This is a genomic window from Streptomyces sp. NPDC052682 (genome assembly GCF_040678435.1).
Taxonomy (GTDB): Bacteria; Actinomycetota; Actinomycetes; order Streptomycetales; family Streptomycetaceae; genus Streptomyces.
On sequence record NZ_JBFATS010000025.1, the window covers coordinates 66,147 to 90,724 of the forward strand.

The window sequence follows — 24,578 nt, forward strand, 5'->3', positions numbered from 1 at the left end:
TCGCCGACGGAGGCTGAGAGGAAGCTGAAGGCCCCTGAAAGGATCTTCAGGTTCTCTTTGCGACCCTTGAGCCATGCGTCTGCTGATCGTCGAGGACGAGAAACGGCTGGCCCTGTCGCTGGCCAGGGGCCTGACGGCCGAGGGGTACGCCGTGGACGTCGTCCATGACGGCACGGAAGGGCTGCACCGGGCCACGGAAGGGTCGTACGACCTGGTGATCCTCGACATCATGCTGCCGGGCCTGAACGGCTACCGGGTCTGTGCCGCCCTGCGCGCCGCCGGGCACGACGTGCCGATCCTGATGCTGACCGCGAAGGACGGGGAGTACGACGAGGCCGAGGGGCTGGACACCGGCGCCGACGACTACCTGACCAAGCCCTTCTCGTACATCGTGCTGGTGGCCCGGATCAAGGCGCTGCTGCGGCGGCGCGGGCAGGGCGCCGGGGCCTCACCGGTCCATGTGCACGGCGATCTGAAGGTCGACACCGCCGCCCGCCGGGTCTTCCTCGGCGAGGACGAGGTGAGCCTGACCGCCAAGGAGTTCGCCGTGCTGGAGCAACTGGTGATGCGGGCCGGGGAAGTGGTGTCCAAGTCCGAGATCCTCGAACACGTGTGGGACTTCGCCTACGAGGGCGATCCGAACATCGTCGAGGTGTACGTCAGCACGCTGCGGCGGAAGTTGCGGGCGGGGCTCATCCGGACGGTGCGCGGTGCCGGGTACCGGCTGGAGACGGCGCCATGAGACGGCTGTTCGGTTCCGTACGGGCGCGGGCCACGCTCGGCGCCACGCTGGTGGTGGCCGTGGCGCTCGTCGCGGCCGGCACCGCCGTGCTGCTGTCCCTGCGGTCCAACCTGATCGGCGAGGCCGGCACCCAGGCCGAGCGCTCCGCCCGGGCGGTCGCCTCCGCGCTCGCCCTCAGGCCCGGGTACGACCACCTCCCCGGCCTGGACGGCGACCACGAGCCGGTGCAGGTCGTCGACGAGGACGGCAGGCTGGTCGCGGCCAGTGAGGACCTGGAGCGGATCAGCGGCACGGGGACCGACGCGGTGAAGCCGCGCCCGCCCGCGGCCACCGGACCCGGCGACGAGGACGACGCCTCGTCCGACCCCGGTGCCGACCCCGACGACGACGGCGACGACGCCCTCGAACCCGGCGAGATCGACAAGAGGACCACCTTCACCAACGGCTCCGCCACGATCGACGGCGAGACCGCGGACTACCGGTTCGCCGAGGTCGCGGTCGAGACCGAGGACCGGGGGCGGCTCACGGTCTACGCGGGCGCCCCCCTGGCCGCCGAACACGGCGCGGTGCGCACCGCGCTGACGGTCATGCTGATCGGGTTCCCGCTGCTGCTGGGCGTGGTGGCCGGGGTGACCTGGCTCGTCACCCGGCGCGCGCTGCGCCCGGTGGAGGGCATCCGGCGGGAGATGGCGGCGATCACCGCCTCGCAGGACCTGGCGCGCCGGGTGCCCGAGCCGGACACGCACGACGAGGTGGCGCGGCTCGCCCGGACGACGAACGAAACGCTCGCCGCGCTGGAGGCCTCCGTGGAACGGCAGCGGCGGTTCGTCGCCGACGCCTCCCACGAGCTGCGCAGCCCCATCGCCTCCCTGCGGACCCAGCTGGAGGTCGCCGCCGCCCATCCCGGGCTGCTCGACCTGGAGGGCGCGGTGGAGGACACCGTACGGCTCCAGCGGCTCGCCGCCGACCTGCTGCTGCTCGCCCGGCTGGACGCGGGGGAGCGGCCCGCACCGGACGCCCGGGTCGATCTCGCCGGGCTGGCGCGGGAGGAGGCCGCGGGGCGCGACGGGGTGACGGTGGACGCCGAGCCCGTGGACGTGGCCGGATCGCGGGGGCAACTGGGGCGGCTGCTGGCCAATCTGCTCGACAACGCGCAGCGGCACGCCCGTGCGGCGGTCACCGTGACCGTGCGTCGGGAGGGGGACCGGGCCGTGCTGGGGGTCGCCGACGACGGGGACGGGGTGCCGGAGGCCGACCGGGAGCGGATCTTCGAGCGGTTCGTCCGGCTGGACGCGGCCCGCAGCCGCGACGACGGCGGTGCCGGACTGGGCCTCGCCATCGCCCGCGACGTCGCCGTACGGCACGGCGGCACCCTCACGGCCGGTGCGGCGCCGGCGGGCGGAGCCCTGTTCGAACTCCGCCTGCCCGCGGTCTGAGGCGCGACAGACCCTCGGGTCAGGGGCGCCCGCGCTGGCCCCGCAGGTGCTCCGCGATGGGCTTGAGGGCCTTGTCGAGTTCCGTCAGGGCCTCGGGGGAGAGCAGGTCGATGAAGTGCCGCCGCACAGACGCCACGTGATGGGGCGCGACCTTCTTCATCGTCTCCATGCCGTGCTCGGTGAGGACCGCGTAGAGCCCGCGGCGGTCCGACTCGCAGTTCTCGCGCCGGACCAGGCCGGCGTTCTCCATGCGGGTGATCTGGTGGGAGAGCCGGCTCTTGGACTGCAGGGTGGCGGAGGCGAGGTCGCTCATCCGCATCCGCAGGCCCTCCGACTCCGAGAGGTTCACCAGGATCTCGTAGTCGTTCATTGTCAGGCCGAACGGCTGCAGGTCCTTCTCGAGCTGGTACGTCAACAGCCTGTTGACCTCCAGGTGGGTGCGCCAGGCGCACTGCTCCGTATCCGTCAGCCAGCGCGTGGCCGTCTCGGTCTCCATGAATGAAGTCTACCTAAGAAGTTGAAAGGCGAACTAATGAGGGTTTTGGTGTGACGAGGCACACCGGTGGAGCGATGGTGTGCAGGCGTTCGATGTCACACTCCGCAGACTACCGCTCACAGCCCGAAGCGACGCTGGAGGTCTCCCAGCTGTCCGGGAAGGCGCGGTATCCCGGGCTGCTGTCCGTGCCCCCCTGGCGCCCCCGTGCCGGGTACGCCCTCCTGCTGCACAACCGCCCCCGTCGCCTGCTCCAGCATCAGGGTCTCGGACGACTGCAGCAGCACCGTCCCGGCCCCCACGAACTCGAACTGGTGCTCCTCCCCGGAGACCCCGCCGAGCCCCGTCATCGCACGTAGACCGCCCAGCAGGCCGGTCATGTAGCCGTGGTCGTAGTGGTGGCACGGCGAGGGGCAGTCGGCCCAGCCGACGAGCGCCTGCGGGTCCACCCGGATCGGGGGTTCCATGAACACCACCGGACCGTTGGATGCGGCCACGAACCTTCCGGTTCCGATCAGGGTGAGGAAACCCGGCACGATCGACTGCTTGAGCGACAGACTTGGCTGAAAAGCGAGCAGATTGCCGGAGCGAATGGTCAGATTGCCGTCCTCCAGGTCGTACGAGTTCACGTCGAAGGCCCGGTCGGCGAGGAGCATCTTGCCCGAGCCCCGCGCCACCACCCAGTCGGCGGCGTGCAGAGGCGAATGGAACGACGTCCGCAGCAGATGGTCGAGCCGGCCGTGCCCGACGCCGTCGAACTCGATCGAACCGTAGTAGGCGATCATCTTCCCCTTCTGCAGGAACCACTGGCCGCCCTTGAGCTCCACGCAGAAGGTGTACGGGTTGACGTTGTCGTCGGCGGGCAGGGTCGCGGGGTCGAAGACCGCCGGGCCGGCCGGGGTTCCGTAGGTGCTCACAGCTTCTCCTCCGACGCCTGGACGTACACCGCACCGTTGCCGCTGAGCTCCAGCTGGAACGCCTCGCCGGAGCCGCGGCCCACCATGTCACGCCAGCCCAGGGCCGTGGACAGCTTGTTGCGGACGTCGCCGTGGTGGGCGACGTAGGCCTGCGGGTCGACGTGCACCGGGCGCTGCGGGGTGATCGGGATCTCGAAGACCCCGCCGTGCGCCATGACGGCGACCGACCCGTGGCCCTTCAGGGTGGTGGTGAACAGGCCCTGGCCGGTGACCTGGCCGCGGACCATGCCCATCACCCCGCCCTGGGAGCCCAGGAACATCGTGCCCTGCTGGAGGGTGCCCTCGAAGGCCAGCAGACGGTCCGCCTCCACGTAGAGCGTGTCGCCTGCCAGGTTGATCACGTGGACGTGGTGGCCGCCGTGCCCGAACAGCACCGTGCCGCTGCCCTCGACGGTCATCAGGGGCGTGTCCTCGTCGGCGACCCGGCGTCCGATCATCGACATGATCCCGCCCTGGCCGCCGGCCGTGTTCGGAGTGAAGGACACCTCGCCCCGGTACGCGAGCATCGCTCCGCGCTGGCTGAACAGCCGCTGCCCGGGCGCCACGGTCGCCTCGACCATCTTGGAGTTGATCTCCCGGAAGCCCATGTCAGACATCCCCCGCGATCGTGTTGCGCTCGCTCGGCTGCACGTACACCAGCCCGTCCCCCTCGAACCGCATCTGGAAGGCCTCGCCGCCGCCCTCCCCCATCAGCGTGCGGAACGTGACGCCGGACTGGAAGGACTGCCGCAGGTTCCCCTGGTGGGCGACGTACGCCCCCGGGTCCACGGTCAGCGGGTACTGCGGGCTGACCCGGAGCACCACCGCCGGGCCGTCCGACATGATCGCCGCCTGGCCGTGACCCTCCACCGTGGTGGTGAACAGCCCGTTGCCCTGCGAGGCGCCGCGCAGGCCGGTGAAGCTGGTGCCGGTGCGCAGGGCGCCGTCGGTGGCGAGCAGGTTGCTCGACTCCACGTACAGGGTGTCGCCCTGCAGCCGGACCAGGTTGATCTCGGAGGCCCGGTCCGCGAACCAGCACGTCCCGTGCCCCTTCACCTCCATCAGGGTCATCTGCTCACCGGTCAGCCGCCGGGTCACCATGCCCCGCAGACCCTCACCGCCACCGCTGAGCTTCTTGAAGGCCATCTGGCCGTCGTACGCCACCATCGCGCCGTTCTTCGCCTTCACGGCGTCTCCGGTCATGTCGACGGCGAGCACCTTGCTGCTCTGAAGTCGGAACATCGCCACGGCAGCGACGGTAGCCGCAGCCCGGTCCCGCCGACAGAGCCCCAAGGAGGAGACCGGCCCTGACACGCCCCTGGGGCGGGCGTCCGTCCCGCCAGGGCGTCACCCGGCCGGAGCGGACCCCGCCGCAGGGGGCGTGCCCCGTGTTTGCCACAATGGGCGAGCGTTTGTGCTTGCGTTCACAAGCCCGTCGACGTCTCTCCCACCGAAGGTGACCCGTGGACATCAAGACCGCCACCGCCCTGCGCCGTCTGCGCCTCGTCTCCGCGCCCGAGGCCGTGTCGTTCCTCCTGCTGCTCGTCTGCTCGGTGCTGAAGCGGACCACGGACTTCAACGCCGTACCGGTGATGGGCATGATCCACGGCGTGCTCTTCGTCCTGTACGTGGTCTTCTGGGCGGACGCCTGGAACCGCGCCAAGTGGCCGCTGAAGACCGCCGCGCTCTACCTGGTCCTCTCCGTGCTGCCCGCCGGCGGCTTCTTCGCCGACCGCAAGCTGCGCCGTGAGGCCGAGGACGCCGTCATCGCCTCGCGCGCCCGCAAGGAAGGGATCGTGAACGCGTGATCGTCGCCTTCTCCGTGACGCCGCTGGGGGTCGGCGAGGACGTGGGGTCCTACGTGGCCGAGGCGGTGCGGGTGGTGCGCGCATCCGGGCTGCCGAACCGTACCGACGCCATGTTCACCTCGATCGAGGGTGAGTGGGACGAGGTCATGGACGTCGTCAAGCGGGCCGTGGCCGCCGTCGAGGCCCGGGCTCCGCGCGTGTCCCTGGTTCTCAAGGCGGACATCCGCCCGGGTGTGACCGACGGCCTCACCTCCAAGGTCGAGACCGTGGAACGGCACCTCGCCGCCGAGTAGCCGGCCGGAGCACCGAACCGCCGAGCGGGAAAACCCCGGCCCTCAGGGCCGGGGTTTTCCCGCTCCACCTGTTTGAGCGATCGCTCAAACAGGTGTACGTTCCCGATCAGAGTGTTTGAGCAGTCGCTCAAAAACACAGTTGAACCGGGGGCGAGCATGGAGCTGTACAGAGAGGTGCGTATCCGGGCGGATCTGGACGAGCTGTGGGCACATACCCAGGACCCCGCACGGCACCAGCGGTGGGACCTGCGCTTCACCGAGATGGAGCACCTCCCGCGCGCACAGGGCGCGCCGCAGCGCTTCCGGTACGCCACGCGCGTGCTCCCCTTCCTCAAGGTCGCCGGCACCGGAGTCCTGGCCGGGGAGAAGGAGCGCCCCGACGGCACCCGCACCTCCGCCCTGCGCTTCAGCTCACCGCACCCCCTCTCCCCGCTCGCCGAGGGCAGCGGCTACTGGCGCTACGTCCCCGACGGCGACGGGGTCCGCTTCCTCACCGGCTACGACTACCGCACCCGCTGGGGCGCCTTCGGCGCGCTCGCCGACCGGGTGCTGCTGCGCCCCCTCGTGGGCTGGGCGACGGCCTGGTCCTTCGACCGCCTGCGGCTGTGGCTGGAGCACGGCGTCACTCCCGAGCGGGCCCGCCGGAACTGGCTGGCGGAGCTGGCCGTGCGCGCCCTGGTGATCGCCGCCGCCTGCGCGGGGCTCGCCGCGGAACCCGCCCTCGGCTCCTTCGGCCCGCTCGCGCCCGCGGCGGCCTACCTGTGCCCGCTGCTGCTGATCGTCGGCCTGTCCTGCGCCCTGTTCGCCGCACCCCTCGCGCACACCCCGGCCGCCCGGCGCTGTCTGCGGCAGCCGGCCACGCGCGTGTGCGCACCCCGTGTGCTGCAGACCCTGGAGAACCCGCGGTGACCTCGCGCGTGCGTGCCGGCGCCGAGGCCCGCGAGGAGGCGCGCGCATGACCCCCGGCACGCCGAAGTCCCAGGAGACCAGGACCAGGCTCCTGGAGGGCGCCCTGCGCACCCTCACCGAGCAGGGCATCGCCAAGACCTCCGCCCGGACGGTCGCGGCGGCGGCGGGGGTCAACCAGGCGCTGGTCTTCTACCACTTCGGCTCGGTGGACGAACTGCTCGCTGCGGCGTGCCGGTACGGCGCGGAACAGGCCGTGGCCCGCTACCGGCCCCGCCTGGCCGCCGTCACCTCCCTGTCGGAGCTGCTGGCCGTCGGCCGGGAGATCCACGCGCAGGAGCGCGCGGGGGGCCATGTCGCGCTGCTCGGCCAGCTCCTCGCCGGCGCCCAGACCCACGCCGGCCTCGGGCCCGCCACGGCGGCCGGGCTGGACCTGTGGATCGTGGAGATACAGCACGTCCTCACGCGGGTGCTGGCGGGCACGCCGCTCGGGGAGTACACCGACCCGGCCGGGCTCGCCCGGGCGGTGGCGGCGTCGTTCGTGGGGATCGAGCTGTACGAGGGGGTCGACGCGGCCGGCGCCACCGCGGCCCTGGACGCCCTGGAGCAGCTCGGGGCGCTGGTGGCCGCCCTGGAGGAGCTCGGCCCGGTGGCGCAGCGGGCGGTACGCCACCGGCTGCGGCGGGCCGGCCGCCGCTCCGCCCGCACCGGCGGGCAGCCGGAGCCGCCCGAAGAACGAGACGGGGCTGACCACGATATGACCGGCCGGTAAGGTCTGGAACGTGCCCAAGCCCCTCAGTCTCTCCTTCGACCCCATCGCCCGCGCCGACGAACTGTGGAAGCAGCGCTGGGGAAACGTGCCGTCCATGGCGGCGATCACGTCGATCATGCGCGCGCACCAGATCCTGCTCGCCGAGGTCGACGCGGTGGTCAAGCCGTACGGACTGACGTTCGCGCGGTACGAGGCGCTGGTGCTGCTCACCTTCTCCAAGTCCGGCGAACTGCCGATGTCCAAGATCGGCGAGCGGCTCATGGTGCACCCCACGTCCGTGACGAACACGGTGGACCGCCTGGTGAGGTCCGGCCTGGTGGCCAAGCGCCCCAACCCCAACGACGGCCGCGGCACGCTCGCCACCATCACCGACAAGGGCCGCGAGGTGGTCGAGGCCGCCACCCGTGACCTGATGGCGATGGACTTCGGTCTCGGCTGCTACGACGCGGAGGAGTGCGCGGAGATCTTCGCGATGCTGCGCCCGCTGCGGATGGCGGCGGGGGACTTCGAGGAGGACTGAACCGGGGCCGGCCGCGTGAGCGACCCGGGGCAAGGTCACTCGAAAGGGGCGGTTACGCTCGACGCCATGAAAAAGAGCGTGCTGACCCGCTACCGCGTGATGGCCTACGTCACCGGTGTGCTGCTGGTCCTGCTGACCCTCGGCGTGATCGCCAAGTACCTGCTCAAGATGGACGGCGCGGACGACTTCACGCGTGCCGTGGGCATCGCGCACGGCTGGCTGTACGTCGTGTACCTGGTCTTCGCCTTCGACCTCGGCTCCAAGGCGAAGTGGCCGGTCGGCAAGCAGCTGTGGGTCCTGCTGGCCGGGACCATCCCGACGGCCGCCTTCTTCGTCGAGCGCAAGGTCAGCCACGAACTCGAGGCGAAGATCGCGGACCAGCCGTCCGCGGTCGCCAAGGCGTGAACCCACCGCCGTACGGTCACGCGTACGGCGGTCTGCCATCGACATTTACTTGGACGTCCTAGTAAATTCGAGGGTATGGACGCTGACGCCATCCAAGAAGGCCGCCGTCGCTGGCAGGCCCGGTACGACGCCGCGCGCAAGCGCGACGCTGACTTCACCACGCTTTCCGGCGATCCCGTGGAGCCGGTGTACGGGCCCCGGCCCGGGGACAGCTACGAGGGGTTCGAGCGGATCGGCTGGCCGGGGGAGTACCCCTTCACCCGCGGGCTGTATCCCACCGGGTACCGGGGGCGTACGTGGACCATCCGGCAGTTCGCCGGGTTCGGGAACGCCGAGCAGACCAACGAGCGGTACAAGATGATCCTGGCCGCCGGCGGCGGCGGGCTGTCCGTGGCCTTCGACATGCCCACGCTGATGGGGCGGGACTCCGACGACCCGCGTTCGCTCGGGGAGGTCGGGCACTGCGGTGTGGCGATCGACTCGGCGGCCGACATGGACGTGCTGTTCCGGGACATCCCCCTCGGGGACGTCACCACGTCGATGACGATCAGCGGGCCGGCCGTGCCCGTGTTCTGCATGTACCTGGTCGCCGCCGAGCGGCAGGGCGTCGACCCGTCCGTGCTCAACGGCACGCTCCAGACGGACATCTTCAAGGAGTACATCGCGCAGAAGGAGTGGCTCTTCCAGCCCGAGCCCCATCTGCGGCTGATCGGCGACCTGATGGAGTACACCAGCGCCCACATCCCGGCGTACAAGCCGCTGTCGGTCTCCGGGTACCACATCCGCGAGGCCGGGGCGACGGCCGCGCAGGAACTGGCGTACACGCTGGCGGACGGGTTCGGGTACGTCGAGCTCGGGCTCAGCCGCGGGCTGGACGTGGACGTGTTCGCGCCCGGGCTGTCCTTCTTCTTCGACGCGCACGTGGACTTCTTCGAGGAGATAGCCAAGTTCCGCGCCGCACGCAGGATCTGGGCGCGCTGGATGCGGGACGTCTACGGGGCGAAGTCCGACAAGGCGCAGTGGCTGCGGTTCCACACGCAGACCGCGGGCGTCTCGCTGACCGCGCAGCAGCCGTACAACAACGTCGTACGGACGGCCGTGGAGGCCCTGGCCGCCGTGCTCGGCGGCACCAACTCGCTGCACACCAACGCCCTCGACGAGACCCTGGCCCTGCCGAGCGAACAGGCCGCGGAGATCGCGCTGCGCACCCAGCAGGTGCTGATGGAGGAGACCGGGGTCGCCAACGTCGCCGATCCGCTGGGCGGTTCGTGGTACGTCGAGCAGCTCACGGACCGCATCGAGGCGGACGCCGAGAAGATCTTCGACCAGATCAAGGAGCGCGGCCTGCGGGCGCACCCCGACGGGCGGCACCCGATCGGGCCCATCACCTCCGGCATCCTGCGGGGCATCGAGGACGGCTGGTTCACCGGCGAGATCGCCGAGTCGGCGTTCCGCTACCAGCAGGCGCTGGAGAAGGGCGACAAGAAGGTCGTCGGCGTCAACTGCCACACCGGCTCGGTCACGGGCGACCTGGAGATCCTGCGGGTCAGCCACGAGGTGGAGCGGGAACAGGTGCGGCTGCTGCGCGAGCGGAAGGCGGCCCGGGACGACGCCGCGGTGCGCACCGCGCTCGACGGCATGCTGGCCGCCGCCCGCAGCGGCGCCAACATGATCGAGCCGATGCTGGACGCCGTACGCGCCGAGGCCACCCTCGGCGAGATCTGCGACGCGCTGCGGGACGAGTGGGGGGTGTACACCGAGCCCGCGGGCTTCTGAGAACAGCGGAGCGGGACGCCACCCGGAACGGGGGCGTCCCGCTCGCCCTTGGCTAGGACCCGGTCGACGTCGGTGTGACCCCGGGGCCTTGGGGCGTGGTGTCCCCGGCCAGTCCTCGCAGCAGCACACGGGTGAAGCCCCGTACCCACTCCTCGTCCACCGGTTCCCCGGTCACCAGCGTGCGGTGGACCACCGCGCCCGCGACCATGTCGAAGATCAGGCCGACCGTACGGGCGGCCGCCGCCGGGTCGGGCTCCGCAGGCAGTTCGCCGCGGGCCTCGGCACGCGCCCTGCCCTCCAGGACCAGGCGCTTTTGACGGTCGACGATCGACGTACGGATACGGGCGCGCAGGGCATCGTCCCGGGCCGCCTCCGCCACCACCGCCATCAGGCCGCTCCGCGCCTCCGGGCGGGCCAGGATCGCGGCGAACTGCAGGACCACGCCCTCGATGTCGGCGGCCAGGCTGCCGCGGTCGGGCAGGCGGAGCTCGTCGAAGAGCTCCGCGACCGCGTCGACGACGAGTTCGTTCTTGCCGGCCCAGCGGCGGTACAGCGTCGTCTTCGCAACCCCGGCGCGCGTCGCCACGTCTCCCAGGGTGAGCCTGGACCAGCCCAGTTCCACCAGAGCCGCCCGTGTCGCGGCCAGGATCGCGGCGCCCGCGGCGGCGCTGCGCGGCCGCCCGGTACGGCCGGCGGGGGTGCGGCTGTGCATGCCATGACCATAACCGGCTGGTTTTCCCGTGCCCCGTGAGGGAGATCACCACGGTGGGGTGGCCCGGCGGCACGCCGTGCCATTACGCTACGACTCGTAGCGAAAGGCAGGTACGACCAGCCTGCCCGAGCGACGACCACGGGCGTGGGGTGGGGACCCGGCGCCGAACAGCACGCAGCCGCCCGGCTGTCACACCGTTTTCCACACGCGCGCGGGACGGGGGAGGATAGACGCATGCAGCCACGGAACATGTCCATGAGCGGAGTCGTCGACCTCGCCGCGGTGAAGGCGGCCCAGGAGGCCAAGGCCAAGGCGGAGCAGGCGCGCGCCCAAGCGGCCCGGCAGGGCGGCGGGCCGGGAGCCGTCTCCCCGGCCGATCTCGTCATCGACGTCAGCGAGTCCACCTTCGAGCGCGACGTCCTCCAGCGGTCCACCGAGGTTCCGGTCGTCATCGACTTCTGGGCCGAGTGGTGCCAGCCGTGCAAGCAGCTGAGCCCCGTCCTGGAGCGGCTCGCCGTCGAGTACAACGGGCGGTTCCTGCTCGCCAAGATCGACGTCGACGCCAACCAGATGCTCATGCAGCAGTTCGGGATCCAGGGGATCCCGGCCGTCTTCGCCGTCGTGGCCGGACAGGCGCTGCCGCTCTTCCAGGGCGCCGCGGGCGAGGCGCAGATCCGGCAGACCCTGGACCAGCTGGTCACGGTCGCCGAGCAGCGCTTCGGCCTGACCGGTCTCACCGTCGACCCGGAGGCCGACCCGGGCGGCGCCCAGGCGGCCCCGAGCCGGCCGGCCGGGCCGTACGACGCGCTGCTCGAGGCCGCCGTACAGGCGCTGGACTCGGGCGATCTGGGTGGTGCCATCCAGGCGTACAAGAACGTGCTGAACGAGGACCCGGCCAACGAGGAGGCCAAACTGGGCCTCGCACAGGCCGAGTTGCTCCAGCGGGTGCAGGGGCTGGACCCGCAGCAGGTGCGCAAGGACGCGGCCGAGCGGCCGGACGACGTACCGGCGCAGATCGCGGCCGCCGACCTGGACCTGGTGGGCGGTCATGTCGAGGACGCCTTCGGGCGGCTCATCGAGACGGTGCGGCGCACCGCCGGCGACGACCGGGACACGGTACGGGTGCGGCTGCTGGAGCTGTTCGAGGTCGTCGGCGCCGAGGACCCGCGGGTGATCGCGGCTCGCCGGGCCCTGGCGCGCGCCCTGTTCTGAGCGGCGGTTCCGGGCGGGTCGGCGGCCCGGTGCTGACCAGTCGCTAAACCCGCGGGCCTGTGACGCCCGGGTGAAAGATCTGCCGAGAGACGGTCACAGCGGCCGCGTTTTACCAAATCTTGGTAATCGCGGCCGCTGTTACTGCGAGTAAACCGCGGCCGTTGATCTGTCGGATTCTGTCCATCGATCAACAGCTTTGTCCCGCCCTCGGGCGCCACCGAGCGTCGCCGAGCGGCACCGGTGGGTCGTGCCGTGGTTATCCGCCCGTTACCCGCGAGTAACGAACCCCCTTGTGCGGGCGGCGAGAATGCACCACGATCGGCCACGCTCGGTCCATTCCCGTACCCCGACAGCCAATCGGGTCACGGGGCTTCCTGGGTCCCCACCGAGCAGAGCCGGCGGCAGTGGCGCCGGCTCTAGGACAGGGGGGTCTTCGCCCACCCGGCGAAGCCTGTCCAGCAGGGTTGTGCGTGATGCGTGTCAGGCGCGACCAGTGGTTGTCGCTCGGGGGTGATCGCCGGTGATTCGGGCGCGTTGTGCGCCACCGAGCGCAGGCGCTCTCCTTCCCGAGGACGTAGCACTTCTCCCATCCCTGCCCGGCTTCCGCCGCGACTGAGGGGCGAGCCAGGTCAGGAGATGTACGTCCGAGAAGGAGGAAATATGGAGTCCCAGGTGCGTGGCGGGACCAGATGGAAGCGGTTCGCTGTGGTCATGGTGCCCAGCGTCGCCGCGACGGCCGCGATAGGTGTCGCCCTCGCGCAGGGCGCTCTCGCCGCGTCGTTCAGCGTCTCCGGGCAGTCGTTCAAGGTGACGACCGACCGGCTCGACGGCAAGGGTTTCGTCCAGTACGGCGCCCTTGACTCGGGTTACACGCTCGACGGCAAGAAGACGGTCCACCCGGTGGCGGTCTCGGCGTTCAAGTCCGCGACCATCAAGGGTCTGTGTCAGTCCGTCGTCACCCCGAACATCCCGGTGCTCGGCAATGTCAGCCTCGTGCTGAAGGCGGGCGGCGGTGACACGCCGGTCCAGGCCGAGAACCTGTACATCGACGTCGAGGACCTCAGCGCCGATGCCACGTTCCACGGCATCGACATCGGTGTGGCGGCCAAGGACGCCGACAAGGGTCCGGGCATTGCGAAGGGCGACACCGCGAACCCGTACGGATTCGCGCAGCAGGCCGACTCGGTCACCCTGACCGACGTGAAGCAGACGGCGTGGGCCACCACCGCCGGAACCTTCAAGCTCAGCGGCCTGAAGATGTCGCTGTCGACGGGTGTCAAGGAGTGCTACTAAGCACTCACTGACGGGCGGGGGAGCCGACGGCGCCCCCGCCCGTCCACCTTCCGGCCGTGCCTTCACGCGCGGCACACATCACCACCACAGCAATGCCGTACCAGGGAGCTGTTTTCCATGAGCGCCGAGACCCCTGCCGCCCCCGGCCAGTTCACCCGCCGCCGGCAGCAGTTCCGCGCCTGGCGGGGCGCGCGGCCGTTCTGGGCCGGGCTGTTCGTCATGCTCGGCGGACTCCCCATCGCCTACTTCCCGTACGCGAACCTCCAACTCGGCCACCTGACGCTGGCGATGGCCACCACCGCGGGCGCCGGGTCCCTGATCATCGGCGTGCTGCTCGTCGTCCTCGGCGTCAGCCTCTGGTTCCAGAAGCACGTCCGCGTCTTCGCGGGTGTGGCCGCGATCCTGCTGGCGCTGGTGTCCATCCCCGTGTCCAACCTCGGTGGCTTCCTCATCGGCTTCCTCCTCGCGCTCGTGGGCGGGGCGATGGCGGTGGCGTGGGCGCCGGGCGTACCGCCCGCGTCACAGCCGGCGCAGCAGGACGGCCTGGGGAAGGGGGACGCCCCGCAGGGCTTCGACCCGGACACCACCCTGCTCAAGCCCGTCCAGGGTCCGGCGGGGGCCGGCGAGCCGAACGATCTGTCAGGAACGAGCCCGGCCAACGGGGCGAACGGGAGGCACAGTGCCGGCTGACGAGGTGACCCACGGGGCTGATGTGGAGGCGTCCCGTGTGAGAACCGGGCCGCGCCACGCGGCACCCAAGAAGCCGCTGTTCACCAGGTTCCACATGCCGGCCGGGAAGGCGATAGCCCTGGCGGCGATGCCGACGGCGGTCCTCATGGGCATGGGCTTCACGCCGACGCTCGCCCTGGCCGACGGCAACAACTCCTCGACGCCGTCGTCGAAGAGCCTGTCCGCCGAGGAGTACAAGGACTGCGTGGCCGCCCTGGAGAACTCCAAGGACGCCTCGCCCACCCCGTCGCCCTCGGCGAGCGAGAGCTCCTCCGACGGCAAGGAGGGCACGGCGGAGCCGACCCCGTCGGCTTCCGCGGGCGGCACGGACACCGGTACGGGCGGCGGATCGTCCTCTTCCCCGGATCCAGGTTCCGGCGACCAGGGCGACACGGGCTCCACGGGTTCCGGGTCGACGGGCTCCACCGGCGACACGTCCGAGCCCGCGCCGGCCCCGTCCGCGACGAAGGCGCCCTCGTCCGGCGGCGACACGGCCGGCACGCCGTCCCCCTCGCCCTCGCAGAGCGGCGGCGGCAACGTGCTGGAGGAGATCGGCGACACCATCACCGACATCTTCACCGGCGGCGGCAAGGCCACCGCGAGCCCGAGCCCCACGCCGTCCGCCTCGGCGACCGAGAGCCCGGACAGCGGCGGCACGGACGCCTCGGACCCGGTGAAGGACACCACCGAGAAGACCACCGGCACGGCCGGGGACACCGTCAAGGACACCGGCGGCACGGCGTCCAAGGCGGCCGAGGACCCGGCCGGGACGGCCGGGAAGACGGCCGGGAAGGCCACCGCCTCCCCGAGCCCGACTCCGAGCCCGTCCGCGAGCTCCACCACGGACCCGGAGGACTGCCCGGTCGCCACGGACGCGGAGGGCGGCGTCGACAACAAGGTGCCGCTGCCCGACGACCCCTGGTACCTCAACGCCAGCTCGCTGACGCTCAAGGGCGCCGACTACCAGGGCATCGTGGAGGTGCGCACCGCCAACGGCACCGTCAAGAAGGTCCTGAAGTACGTCATCTCCGACGGCACCGACATCGGCGACCTGCACCAGACGGTGAAGGACAAGCAGTCCGGCAAGACCTACCACGTGCAGGCGGCCAAGGGCTCGACGTCCACGATCCGCGACGGGCAGACGGTGATGTACACGGAGAAGATCTCCGGCAACCTGCTCGGCCTGATCCCGGTCACCTTCGACCCGGAGCACCCGCCGCCGCTGAACATCCCGTTCATCTACTTCACCAACGTGAAGGTCACGCAGGCCGGCCAGTTCGGCGGGACCCTGCACGTGCCGGGGCTGCACCAGTACACCACCGACTGAGCACGCCCCCACAGGCCAGTTCGGGAGCCGCACAAGGGCTGAGGGCGCCCCCTGTCACAGGGGGCGCCCTCAGCGCCGTATCAAGGTCCTGGCGGGCCGTCGCCGGATCAGGCCGTGGTTCCCAGGTGGTGGACGCGGACCATGTTGGTCGTGCCGGGGACGCCGGGCGGGGAGCCGGCCGTGATGACCACGACGTCGCCCTCGCTGAACATGCCCATCTTCAGGATCTCCTGGTCCACCAGCTCGACCATCTCGTCGGTGCTGTTCACGAACGGCACGACGTACGGCTCCACGCCCCAGCTCAGCGTCATCTGGTTGCGGGTGGACTCGTCCGTGGTGAACGCGATGATCGGCTGGGCCGCGCGGTAGCGGCACAGGCGGCGGGCGGTGTCACCGGACTGGGTGAAGGCGACCAGGCCCTTGCCGCCGAGGAAGTCGGCGATCTCGCAGGCGGCACGGGCCACCGAACCGCCCTGCGTGCGCGGCTTCTTGCCCGGCACCAGCGGCTGGAGCCCCTTGCTCAGCAGCTCCTGCTCGGCCGCCTGGACGATCTTCGACATCGTCTTGACGGTCTCGATCGGGTACGCGCCCACGCTCGACTCGGCGGACAGCATGACCGCGTCGGCGCCGTCCAGGATCGCGTTGGCCACGTCGGAGGCCTCGGCGCGGGTCGGGCGGGAGTTGGTGATCATCGACTCCATCATCTGGGTCGCAACGATCACCGGCTTGGCGTTGCGCCGGCACAACTCGATCAGGCGCTTCTGCACCATGGGGACCTTCTCGAGCGGGTACTCGACGGCGAGGTCACCGCGGGCGACCATCACACCGTCGAACGCCATCACGACGTCCTCCATGTTCTGCACCGCCTGCGGCTTCTCCACCTTGGCGATGACCGGGACCCGGCGGCCCTCCTCGTCCATCACGCGGTGCACGTCGGCGATGTCCTTGGCGTCCCGGACGAAGGACAGGGCGACCAGGTCGCAGCCCATCCGCAGGGCGAAGCGCAGGTCCTCGACGTCCTTGTCGGACAGGGCCGGGACGTTGACGGCCGCGCCGGGCAGGTTGATGCCCTTGTGGTCGGAGATGACACCGCCCTCGATGACGATCGTCCGCACCCGCGGGCCCTCGACCTCGACGACCTTCAGCTCGACGTTGCCGTCGTTGATGAGGACCTGGTCGCCCTTGGTGACGTCTCCGGGCAGGCCCTTGTAGGTCGTCCCGCAGATCGTCTTGTCGCCCGGGACGTCCTCGGTGGTGATGGTGAACTCGTCACCCCGCACCAGCTCGACCGGACCCTCGGCGAAGGTCTCCAGACGGATCTTCGGGCCCTGGAGGTCGGCGAGGACACCGACGGCCCGGCCGGTCTCCTTGGCCGCGGCACGCAGGCGGTCGTACCGCCCCTGGTGCTCGGCGTGCGTGCCGTGGCTGAAGTTGAAGCGGGCCACGTTCATGCCGGCCTCGATCAGCGCGACAAGCTGGTCATGGGAGTCGACCGCGGGGCCGAGAGTACAGACGATTTTCGAACGGCGCATGGGGCGATCCTATCGGTTTGTTTCGCTGCGGAATATTCCGTCTGGCGGAAAATACAAAAGGGCGGGATGCCGCTCAGGTGAGATCCTCTAGTTCCCCGATTCCTTTACCAGCGCGTAGGTCTGTGTCGCGATCTCCATTTCCTCGTCGGTCGGCACCACGGCGACCTTCACCCGGGCGCCCTCGGGCGAGATCAGCCGCGGCTCGTCCCCGCGTACGGCGTTCCGCTCCGGGTCCACCGCCAGGCCCAGCTCCTCCAGGCCCGCCACGGCGGCCGCGCGGACCGGCGCCGCGTTCTCGCCGACCCCGGCGGTGAAGGCGACGGCGTCCACCCGGCCGAGGACGGCGTAATAGGCGCCGATGTACTTCTTCAAGCGGTGAATGTAGATGTCGAAGGCCAGCTGCGCCCGCTCGTCACCCTCGTCGACGCGGCGGCGGATCTCCCGCATGTCGTTGTCACCGCACAGACCGATCAGCCCGCTCTTCTTGTTGAGAAGAGTGTCGATCTCGTCGGCGGACATTCCACCAACACGCATCAAATGGAAGATGACGGCCGGGTCCAGGTCTCCCGATCGCGTACCCATCACGAGCCCCTCCAAAGGCGTCAGCCCCATGGAGGTGTCGACACACTTCCCCTTCTCGACCGCCGTCGCCGAGGCCCCGTTGCCCAGGTGCAGCACGATGACGTTCACCTCCTCGGGCGCCTTGCCGAGCAGCTTCGCCGTCGCCCGGGAGACGTACGCGTGCGAGGTGCCGTGGAAGCCGTAGCGCCGGATGCGGTGGGCGTCGGCGGTCTCCACGTCGATCGCGTAGCGGGCGGCCGACTCCGGCATGGTCGTGTGGAAGGCGGTGTCGAAGACGGCGACCTGCGGCAGGTCGGGCCGCAGCGCCCGCGCCGTACGGATGCCGGTGAGGTTGGCCGGGTTGTGCAGCGGGGCCACGGGGATCAGCCGCTCGATCTCGGCGAGCACGGCGTCGTCGATGACGGTCGGCTCGGTGAAGGTCTTGCCGCCGTGCACCACCCGGTGCCCGATCGCGGCCAGCTCCGGCGAGTCCAGTCCGAGCCCGTCCGCGGCCAGCTCCTCCGCCACGGCCTTCAGGGCCGCGTCGTGGTCGGCGATCGGGCCGGTCCGCTCCCGGGTCTCCCCGCCGGCCGGGGTGTGCTTGAGCCGGGAGGTCTGCTCGCCGATCCGCTCGACCAGCCCGACGGCCAGCCGGGCGCTGTCGCGCATGTCGAGCAGCTGGTACTTCACGGAGGAGGAGCCGGAGTTCAGGACGAGGACGCGGGTCGCGGTCACTGCTGGGAAGCCTTCTCGCTCGGGGACTCGTGGGACTCTGGGGACTGGGCCTGGATCGCCGTGATGGCCACGGTGTTGACGATGTCCTGCACCAGGGCGCCCCGGGACAGGTCGTTGACCGGCTTGCGCAGACCCTGCAGCACCGGGCCGACGGCGATCGCCCCGGCCGAGCGCTGCACGGCCTTGTAGGTGTTGTTGCCGGTGTTCAGGTCCGGGAAGATCAGCACGGTCGCCTGCCCGGCGACCTCGGAGCCCGGCAGCTTGGTCGCGGCGACCGACGGCTCCACGGCGGCGTCGTACTGGATCGGCCCCTCGATCTTCAGGTCGGGCCGGCGCGTGCGCACCAGCTCGGTCGCCTCGCGCACCTTGTCGACGTCGGCGCCGGAGCCGGAGGTGCCGGTGGAGTACGACAGCATCGCGATGCGCGGCTCCACGCCGAACCGGGCCGCCGTGGTCGCCGACTGGACGGCGATGTCGGCGAGCTGCTCGGCGTTCGGGTCGGGGTTGACCGCGCAGTCGCCGTAGACGAGGACCTTGTCGGCCAGGCACATGAAGAACACCGAGGAGACGATGTCGGCGTCCGGCTTGGTCTTGATGATCTCGAAGGCCGGGCGGATGGTCGCGGCCGTGGAGTGCACCGAGCCCGACACCATGCCGTCGGCCAGGCCCTCCTGGACCATCAGCGTGCCGAAGTAGTTCACGTCGGAGACCACGTCGTACGCCAGCTCCACGGTGACGCCCTTGTGGGCGCGCAGCGCCGCGTACTGCTCGGCGAAGGCGTCGCGCAGCTCGCTGGTGGCCGGGTCGATCAGCTGGGAGTCGCCGAGGTCGATGCCGAGGTCGGCGGCCTTCTTGCGGATCTGGTCGACCGGGCCCAGCAGGGTCAGGTCGCACACGCCCCGGCGCAGCAGCACCTCGGCGGCGTGCAGCACCCGCTCCTCGGTGCCCTCCGGCAGCACGACCCGGCGCAGGTCGGAGCGGGCCTGTTCGAGCAGCTTGTGCTCGAACATCATGGGGGTCACCCGGTCGCTGCTGGGCGCGGAGACCCGCTTGTTCAGGTCGGCGGTGTCGGCGTACCGCTCGAACAGGCCGAGCGCCCGCTCCGCCTTGCGCGGGGTGGCCGCGTTCAGCTTGCCCTCCAGGGAGAACAGCTGCTCGGCGGTGGGGAAGCTGTTGCCGGGCACGGACAGCACCGGGGTGCCGGGCGCCAGGCGGGCGGCGAGCGTGAGGATGTCGTCCCCCGGGACCTCGCCCAGGGTGAGCAGCACACCGGCGATCGGCGGGGTGCCGGCGCTGTGCGCGGCGAGCGAGCCGACGACCAGGTCCGCCCGGTCGCCCGGGGTGACGACCAGGCAGCCCGGGGTGAGGGCGTTGAGGAAGTTCGGCAGCATCGCGCCGCCGAAGACGAAGTCGAGCACGTCCCGGGCCATCCCGGAGTCGTCGCCGAGCACCACCTTGGCGCCCAGCGCGTGGGATATCTGCGCGACCGTGGGCGCCGACAGGGCGGGCTCGTCGGGCAGCACGTAGCAGGGCACCGGCAGCCGGCCGGAGAGCTGCTCGGCGATCGCGTCCCGGTCCTCGCGGGCCACCCGGTTGGTGACCATGGCGAGCACGTCGCAGCCCAGGGTGTCGTAGGCGCGGTAGGCGTTGCGGGTCTCGGCCAGTACCGACTCGGTGGTCTGCCTGCGGCCGCCCACCACCGGGATCACGGAGGCGCCGAACTCGTTGGCGAGCCGGGCGTTGAGCGCGAGCTCGTCCGGGAACTGGGTGTCGGCGAAGTCGGTGCCGAGCACGAGGACGACGTCGTAGTCCCGGGCGACCCGGTGGAACCGGTCCACCAGGGCGGCCACCAGCTCGTCGCTGCCGCGCTCGGCCTGGAGCGCGGACGCCTCGTCGTACCCCATGCCGTAGACGGTCGCCGGGTCCTGCGACAGCCGGTAGCGGGCGCGCAGCAGGTCGAACAGGCGGTCCGGACCGTCGTGGACGAGGGGCCGGAAGACACCCACCCGGTCGACCTGCCGGGTCAGGAGCTCCATGACCCCCAGCTCGACGACCTGGCGGCCGTCGCCGCGGTCGATACCGGTCACGTACACGCTGCGGGTCACGCGTGCTCTCCGTTTCGTCTCGGGGTTTCGTCTCGGGGGTTCGGTGTCCCGGGGGACTGGGTTTCCGGGGGACTGGGTTTCCGGGGAATGGCGCACAAAAATCGCCCACCAAGGTGAGCAGAACCCTCTTGACAATACCTCCGTGGCTGGATAAGGCGCCCGTCAGCATGGGGTGCGGCAGGCAGCTGTGGGCCATGAAACAATCGGCAGTGGCTCACCGGTATCCACAGCGAGCAGGAGACACAGCACGATGCGCATCGGAGTTCTCACCGCAGGCGGCGACTGCCCTGGCCTGAACGCAGTGATCCGGTCGGTCGTGCACCGGGCGGTCGACAACTACGGCGACGAGGTCATCGGTTTCGAGGACGGCTACGCGGGCCTGCTGGACGGCCGCTACCGCACGCTCGACCTGAACGCGGTCAGCGGCATCCTGGCCCGCGGCGGCACCATCCTCGGCTCCTCCCGTCTGGAGCGCGACCGGCTGCGCGAGGCCTGCGTCAACGCCTCCGACATGATCCACGAGTTCGGTATCGACGCGCTGATCCCGATCGGCGGCGAGGGCACCCTGACGGCGGCCCGGATGCTGTCCGACGCGGGCCTGCCGGTGGTCGGCGTGCCGAAGACCATCGACAACGACATCTCCTCCACGGACCGCACCTTCGGCTTCGACACCGCGGTCGGCGTCGCCACCGAGGCGATGGACCGCCTGAAGACCACCGCCGAGTCCCACCAGCGGGTGATGGTCGTCGAGGTCATGGGCCGCCACGCCGGCTGGATCGCCCTGGAGTCCGGCATGGCCGCCGGCGCGCACGGCATCTGCCTGCCCGAGCGCCCCTTCGACCCGGCCGACCTGGTCAAGATGGTCGAGGAGCGCTTCGCCCGCGGCAAGAAGTTCGCCGTCATCTGCGTCGCCGAGGGCGCCCACCCCGCCGAGGGCACCATGGACTACGGCAAGGGCGAGATCGACCAGTACGGCCACGAGCGCTTCCAGGGCATCGGCACGGCCCTCGCCCACGAGCTGGAGCGGCGCCTCGGCAAGGAGGCCAAGCCGGTCATCCTCGGCCACGTCCAGCGCGGCGGCACCCCGACCGCGTACGACCGTGTCCTCGCCACCCGCTTCGGCTGGCACGCGGTGGAGGCCGCGCACCGGGGCGACTTCGGCAAGATGACCGCGCTGCGCGGGACCGACATCGTGATGGTGCCGCTGGCGGAGGCGGTGACCGAGCTGAAGACGGTCCCGAAGGACCGGATGGACGAGGCGGAGTCGGTCTTCTAGGCCTGCGGCCGGCCATCCCACTCTGGCGCCGGTGCTTCAGAGGAGGTAGTCGGCCTTTCCGGCCTTGATGTCGCGTGGGTGCGGAGGGCTTCGAGGGTGTCGGTGACGTAGTGGTCCTCCTGGCCGGCGAGGGAGCTGATCAGGTCGCGTGAGTCCTTGGGGTTTAGCGTGTGGGCGTGCCACCCGTCCATGTGGGAACGGTATTTGGCGAGTCGTCCTCGGAATGGGTGAACTCGCCGCCGTGGGCGGAGTCCAGCTGCACGGTGTCGAGCCGGGGGACCGGGCCGTGGGCATAGAGCACCGCATGCCCGGCGCCGGGGAAGGCGCCGGCCTCGACCGGAAGTACGCGCAGCGGCGGTAGTGGCGCGCCGCCCGCCGAACCGCATGTGCAACGCCCACTCGTGCACGTACTCGACGGGCTCGGGCTGCTCGCGGTCGAGTACCTGTTGCCGCCGCATGCGCTGTACGACGCGCAACTCGACCTCCGACTTGGGCAGAGGCGGCAGTGCGGCGGCGAAGATGGCGCGGGCGTACTCGCCGAGTTGCAGCAGCCCGGGGATGTGCACGGTCTGGTAGCTCCGCAGCCGGGTGGCGAACCATTCGAGTGCGGCGACGTCCAGCAGGCCTTGGGGCAGAGCGCCTCGGTACTGCTGCCACCAGCTCCGCTTGCGGACGTCGGCCATGGCGACGAGTGCCTCGACGTACGCCTCGTCCGCACACTCGTAGTTGCTGGCGAGTATCCGGATCCGCTCCGGTGAGATGGCACGGACGCCGGACTCCATGTTGGACACCTTCGTGCGGTCCAGCCCCAGCAGTCTGGCGGCGTACTCCGTGGTCCGGCCGGCTGCCAGCCGCATGCTGCGGAGCTCGGCGTCCAGGCACTTCTGACGTTCCGTCGGCGCGGGCCGTGCCGGCATCTGTGCCCTTCCTCCTCGGTTGGTCGGGCTCAGTCTGCCTTGTGTGCGTTGCACCCCGGCCCGCCTCGTCCAGGGCGATGCCGAGGTTGTTCCACGCCGTGGCCTCGCCGTGGGCCGTGAGGGCGGTGGCGCGGGCGCTCGATCCCCCGCGTAACGGGTCTACTTGAGGAAGATGTCGCGGAGCCGGTCCCGGTTGTGCGACTCAAGGACCATCTGTCCACCGGCCCCTCCGTCCACGGACGGAGAAACTCTGGCCATGCGATGGATTCGAACAACTCCTCCTCACGCCAGGGTCGGTGCGTACCGACACGCTGACCCTGAGGACCTTCCCTGTGCGAAGAAGTCGAATGGCCTCCCTCCTGGCGGCCAGTGCCGTCGCCACCCTGGTTTCCGTACTGGCCCCCACCGCGGCGCCCGCCGCGGGCGATCCCCTCGGCCAGTACCTCGGGCAGAAGCCGGCGTGGCACCGTTGCGCCAAGAGGCTGCCGGCCGCCTTCCAGTGCGCCACGATCAAGGTTCCGCTCGACTACAGCCGCCCCGGCGGCAAGAAACTCGACCTGGCCATATCGAGGGTGAAGGCGAGCGCCGAGAAGGAGCGTCGCGGTGTGCTCCTGATCAACCCGGGTGGCCCGGGCACTGAGGGCCTCGACGAGCCGGTGTCGGGCGTGCTGCCGAAGTCCGTGACGAGGAGGTACGACCTCGTGGGCTTCGACCCGCGGGGCGTCGGTAGCAGCTCCCCCGTTACCTGTGGCCTGACGTCCGAGGAGCAGAACCGGGAGCGGCCTTACAAGGCCGAGACGTTCGCCAAGGACGTCAAGTGGGCCCGGACGGTCGCCGAGAAGTGCGACGCCGAGCAGGGCGACAAGTTGCGGCACATCACCACCCGCAACACCGCCCGTGACATGGACGTGATCCGTGCCGTGCTCGGCGAGAAGAAGATCTCCTACCTCGGGTACTCGTACGGCACCTACCTCGGTGCGGTCTACACGCAGATGTTCCCCGAGCGGTCCGACCGCTTCGTGCTGGACAGCGCGGTCGACCCGGCCCGGGTCTGGCGCGGCGTCATGCAGAACTGGGCGGAGGGCGCTGAGCCCGCCTTCGACAGGTGGGCCGAGTGGACTGCCCGTCGGAACTCCACGTACAGGCTGGGTGACACTCCCGAGGCGGTCCACAAGACGTTCTACGACCTGGTCGCCCGGGCCGACCGCAAGCCGATCGGCTTCGACGGCACCTCACTGACCGGTTACGACATCCGCTCCGAAAGCCGCGTCAGGTTCTTCGGCGTGCTCGACGCCGCCAAGTGGATCGCCAACGTGAAGAAGGCCGCCGAGGGCAGGGCTCCGTCCGCCGGCCAGGACCTCAAGGCACGCACGCAGGCGCAGCCGTCGTTCGGCCGTGCCGTGCCCTTGGACAACGAGGGGGCTGCCTTCTGGTCCATCGCCTGCGCCGACACGCGCGACTGGCCGCGTGATCCGGAGCAGTACCGCAACGACGCGATCCGGGACAAGGCCACCTACCCGCTGTACGGCGACTTCGCGTCCAACATCAAGCCCTGCGCCTTCTGGAAGAAGCAGGGCAGTGAGCCCGCCACCAGGGTCGACAACAAGGTCAAGGCGCTGATCCTGCAGTACGAGTGGGATTCCCAGACGCCGCTGACCAGCGCCCAGGGCCTGCGCCGTGTCATGAAAGGGGCGAAGATGCTCACGGTCGCCGGAGGCGACGGACACGGTGTCTACGGTTCCTACACGTGCGCCGACAAGACGGCCACCGCCTACCTGACCACCGGCAAGCTGCCGGCGAAGGACGTGACCTGTAAGGGGCCTAGGGCAATCCCCTAGCGCGGCGGCGCTCGGGCGCAGGATGTCCAGTCCGCAATGAGCCGGGACACGCCTTTGAGGTACTGCCACTACGGACCGACTTCTGTGTCGTGCCGCTCGCCGGGCTCGCCGTCTACTGGACCGCCGGCGACGTCTCCCCGGGGCTGCTCGTCCTCTCCCTGGCCGAGGCGCTGACCGTGGCGGGCCTCGGGGGCCAGGTCATCGCGTACGCCCGGCCCCTGACGGGACCGTGAC

Annotated in this window: 25 protein-coding genes and 1 pseudogene; 17 read left to right on the top strand and 9 right to left on the bottom strand. The window is 70.6% G+C overall.

The window, feature by feature from the left end:
- Positions 1–73 precede the first annotated feature (73 nt).
- Positions 74–742 carry a response regulator transcription factor gene (locus tag AB0K80_RS30455; protein WP_365675203.1) on the top strand — a complete coding sequence of 223 codons (669 nt, stop codon included), beginning with the start codon at positions 74–76 and terminating at the stop codon, positions 740–742.
- On the top strand, positions 739–2,178 hold the full coding sequence (locus tag AB0K80_RS30460) for an ATP-binding protein (protein WP_365675205.1): 1,440 nt from the start codon (positions 739–741) through the stop codon (positions 2,176–2,178). The genes AB0K80_RS30455 and AB0K80_RS30460 overlap by 4 nt, the downstream gene beginning before the upstream one ends.
- A gap of 19 nt (positions 2,179–2,197) precedes the next feature.
- Here AB0K80_RS30460 and AB0K80_RS30465 read toward each other — a convergent pair whose 3' ends face one another.
- The 4 genes from AB0K80_RS30465 to AB0K80_RS30480 all read right to left on the bottom strand — a co-directional run bounded on the left by AB0K80_RS30465 (position 2,198) and on the right by AB0K80_RS30480 (position 4,869).
- Complete coding sequence (locus AB0K80_RS30465; protein ID WP_365675207.1) at positions 2,198–2,674, bottom strand: MarR family transcriptional regulator; 477 nt, start codon at positions 2,672–2,674, stop codon at positions 2,198–2,200.
- 116 nt (positions 2,675–2,790) lie between these two features.
- Positions 2,791–3,588: an AIM24 family protein gene (locus AB0K80_RS30470; RefSeq protein WP_365675209.1), complete on the bottom strand. Its 798-nt coding sequence runs from the start codon at positions 3,586–3,588 to the stop codon at positions 2,791–2,793.
- On the bottom strand, positions 3,585–4,235 hold the full coding sequence (locus AB0K80_RS30475) for an AIM24 family protein (RefSeq protein ID WP_365675268.1): 651 nt from the start codon (positions 4,233–4,235) through the stop codon (positions 3,585–3,587). The genes AB0K80_RS30470 and AB0K80_RS30475 overlap by 4 nt, the downstream gene beginning before the upstream one ends.
- 1 nt (position 4,236) lies before the next feature.
- On the bottom strand, positions 4,237–4,869 hold the full coding sequence (locus tag AB0K80_RS30480; RefSeq protein ID WP_365675270.1) for an AIM24 family protein: 633 nt from the start codon (positions 4,867–4,869) through the stop codon (positions 4,237–4,239).
- 221 nt (positions 4,870–5,090) lie between these two features.
- On the opposite strand from AB0K80_RS30480, the gene AB0K80_RS30485 reads away from it, so the two are divergent.
- From AB0K80_RS30485 to AB0K80_RS30515, 7 genes are all read left to right on the top strand, one after another.
- A complete protein-coding gene (locus tag AB0K80_RS30485; protein ID WP_365675210.1) occupies positions 5,091–5,435 on the top strand; it encodes a DUF3817 domain-containing protein in 345 nt (114 codons plus the stop codon).
- The gene (locus AB0K80_RS30490; RefSeq protein WP_365675212.1) at positions 5,432–5,728 is read left to right on the top strand and encodes an MTH1187 family thiamine-binding protein; all 297 of its coding nucleotides are present in this window, start codon (positions 5,432–5,434) and stop codon (positions 5,726–5,728) included. Before AB0K80_RS30485 ends, AB0K80_RS30490 begins: the two co-directional genes overlap by 4 nt.
- A 156-nt stretch (positions 5,729–5,884) precedes the next feature.
- Positions 5,885–6,637 carry an SRPBCC family protein gene (locus AB0K80_RS30495; RefSeq protein WP_365675214.1) on the top strand — a complete coding sequence of 251 codons (753 nt, stop codon included), beginning with the start codon at positions 5,885–5,887 and terminating at the stop codon, positions 6,635–6,637.
- 46 nt (positions 6,638–6,683) lie between these two features.
- Positions 6,684–7,406, top strand: a complete 723-nt coding sequence (locus AB0K80_RS30500) for a TetR/AcrR family transcriptional regulator (protein WP_365675216.1) — start codon at positions 6,684–6,686, stop codon at positions 7,404–7,406.
- A gap of 10 nt (positions 7,407–7,416) precedes the next feature.
- Positions 7,417–7,926: a MarR family transcriptional regulator gene (locus AB0K80_RS30505; RefSeq protein WP_365675218.1), complete on the top strand. Its 510-nt coding sequence runs from the start codon at positions 7,417–7,419 to the stop codon at positions 7,924–7,926.
- A gap of 66 nt (positions 7,927–7,992) precedes the next feature.
- Entirely contained in the window at positions 7,993–8,331 is a 339-nt protein-coding gene (locus AB0K80_RS30510; protein ID WP_365675220.1) for a DUF3817 domain-containing protein, read from the top strand.
- Between the two features lie 75 nt (positions 8,332–8,406).
- Positions 8,407–10,107, top strand: coding sequence for a methylmalonyl-CoA mutase family protein (locus tag AB0K80_RS30515; protein ID WP_365675222.1), 1,701 nt, complete (start codon positions 8,407–8,409; stop codon positions 10,105–10,107).
- Positions 10,108–10,159: 52 nt separating this feature from the next.
- Here AB0K80_RS30515 and AB0K80_RS30520 read toward each other — a convergent pair whose 3' ends face one another.
- Entirely contained in the window at positions 10,160–10,819 is a 660-nt protein-coding gene (locus AB0K80_RS30520) for a TetR/AcrR family transcriptional regulator (protein ID WP_365675224.1), read from the bottom strand.
- 234 nt (positions 10,820–11,053) lie between these two features.
- On the opposite strand from AB0K80_RS30520, the gene AB0K80_RS30525 reads away from it, so the two are divergent.
- The 4 genes from AB0K80_RS30525 to AB0K80_RS30540 all read left to right on the top strand — a co-directional run bounded on the left by AB0K80_RS30525 (position 11,054) and on the right by AB0K80_RS30540 (position 15,380).
- Complete coding sequence (locus tag AB0K80_RS30525) at positions 11,054–12,031, top strand: tetratricopeptide repeat protein (RefSeq protein WP_365675225.1); 978 nt, start codon at positions 11,054–11,056, stop codon at positions 12,029–12,031.
- Positions 12,032–12,691: 660 nt separating this feature from the next.
- Positions 12,692–13,324: a DUF6230 family protein gene (locus AB0K80_RS30530; RefSeq protein ID WP_365675227.1), complete on the top strand. Its 633-nt coding sequence runs from the start codon at positions 12,692–12,694 to the stop codon at positions 13,322–13,324.
- A 117-nt stretch (positions 13,325–13,441) separates the two neighbouring features.
- Positions 13,442–14,014, top strand: coding sequence for a DUF6114 domain-containing protein (locus AB0K80_RS30535; protein ID WP_365675229.1), 573 nt, complete (start codon positions 13,442–13,444; stop codon positions 14,012–14,014).
- The gene (locus AB0K80_RS30540; protein ID WP_365675230.1) at positions 14,004–15,380 is read left to right on the top strand and encodes a hypothetical protein; all 1,377 of its coding nucleotides are present in this window, start codon (positions 14,004–14,006) and stop codon (positions 15,378–15,380) included. Before AB0K80_RS30535 ends, AB0K80_RS30540 begins: the two co-directional genes overlap by 11 nt.
- 107 nt (positions 15,381–15,487) lie before the next feature.
- Here the strand turns inward: AB0K80_RS30540 and pyk are convergent, their stop codons facing one another.
- From pyk to pta, 3 genes are all read right to left on the bottom strand, one after another.
- The gene (gene pyk, locus AB0K80_RS30545; protein WP_365675232.1) at positions 15,488–16,912 is read right to left on the bottom strand and encodes a pyruvate kinase; all 1,425 of its coding nucleotides are present in this window, start codon (positions 16,910–16,912) and stop codon (positions 15,488–15,490) included.
- An 87-nt stretch (positions 16,913–16,999) separates the two neighbouring features.
- The gene (locus AB0K80_RS30550; protein ID WP_365675234.1) at positions 17,000–18,208 is read right to left on the bottom strand and encodes an acetate kinase; all 1,209 of its coding nucleotides are present in this window, start codon (positions 18,206–18,208) and stop codon (positions 17,000–17,002) included.
- Positions 18,205–20,313 carry a phosphate acetyltransferase gene (gene pta, locus AB0K80_RS30555; RefSeq protein ID WP_365675236.1) on the bottom strand — a complete coding sequence of 703 codons (2,109 nt, stop codon included), beginning with the start codon at positions 20,311–20,313 and terminating at the stop codon, positions 18,205–18,207. The genes AB0K80_RS30550 and pta overlap by 4 nt, the downstream gene beginning before the upstream one ends.
- A gap of 250 nt (positions 20,314–20,563) precedes the next feature.
- On the opposite strand from pta, the gene AB0K80_RS30560 reads away from it, so the two are divergent.
- Both AB0K80_RS30560 and AB0K80_RS30565 read left to right on the top strand, forming a co-directional pair.
- Positions 20,564–21,589 carry an ATP-dependent 6-phosphofructokinase gene (locus tag AB0K80_RS30560; protein ID WP_365675238.1) on the top strand — a complete coding sequence of 342 codons (1,026 nt, stop codon included), beginning with the start codon at positions 20,564–20,566 and terminating at the stop codon, positions 21,587–21,589.
- A gap of 223 nt (positions 21,590–21,812) precedes the next feature.
- The gene (locus tag AB0K80_RS30565; protein ID WP_365675273.1) at positions 21,813–21,950 is read left to right on the top strand and encodes a hypothetical protein; all 138 of its coding nucleotides are present in this window, start codon (positions 21,813–21,815) and stop codon (positions 21,948–21,950) included.
- A gap of 61 nt (positions 21,951–22,011) precedes the next feature.
- Here the strand turns inward: AB0K80_RS30565 and AB0K80_RS30570 are convergent.
- A pseudogene (locus AB0K80_RS30570) lies at positions 22,012–22,506 on the bottom strand (Scr1 family TA system antitoxin-like transcriptional regulator); the annotation flags it as partial.
- 347 nt (positions 22,507–22,853) lie between these two features.
- On the opposite strand from AB0K80_RS30570, the gene AB0K80_RS30575 reads away from it, so the two are divergent.
- Positions 22,854–24,344 (top strand): alpha/beta fold hydrolase, encoded by a 1,491-nt coding sequence (locus AB0K80_RS30575; protein WP_365675240.1) that lies wholly within the window; start codon positions 22,854–22,856, stop codon positions 24,342–24,344.
- A gap of 89 nt (positions 24,345–24,433) precedes the next feature.
- Positions 24,434–24,577 carry a hypothetical protein gene (locus AB0K80_RS30580; RefSeq protein ID WP_365675242.1) on the top strand — a complete coding sequence of 48 codons (144 nt, stop codon included), beginning with the start codon at positions 24,434–24,436 and terminating at the stop codon, positions 24,575–24,577.
- Position 24,578: the final 1 nt, after the last annotated feature.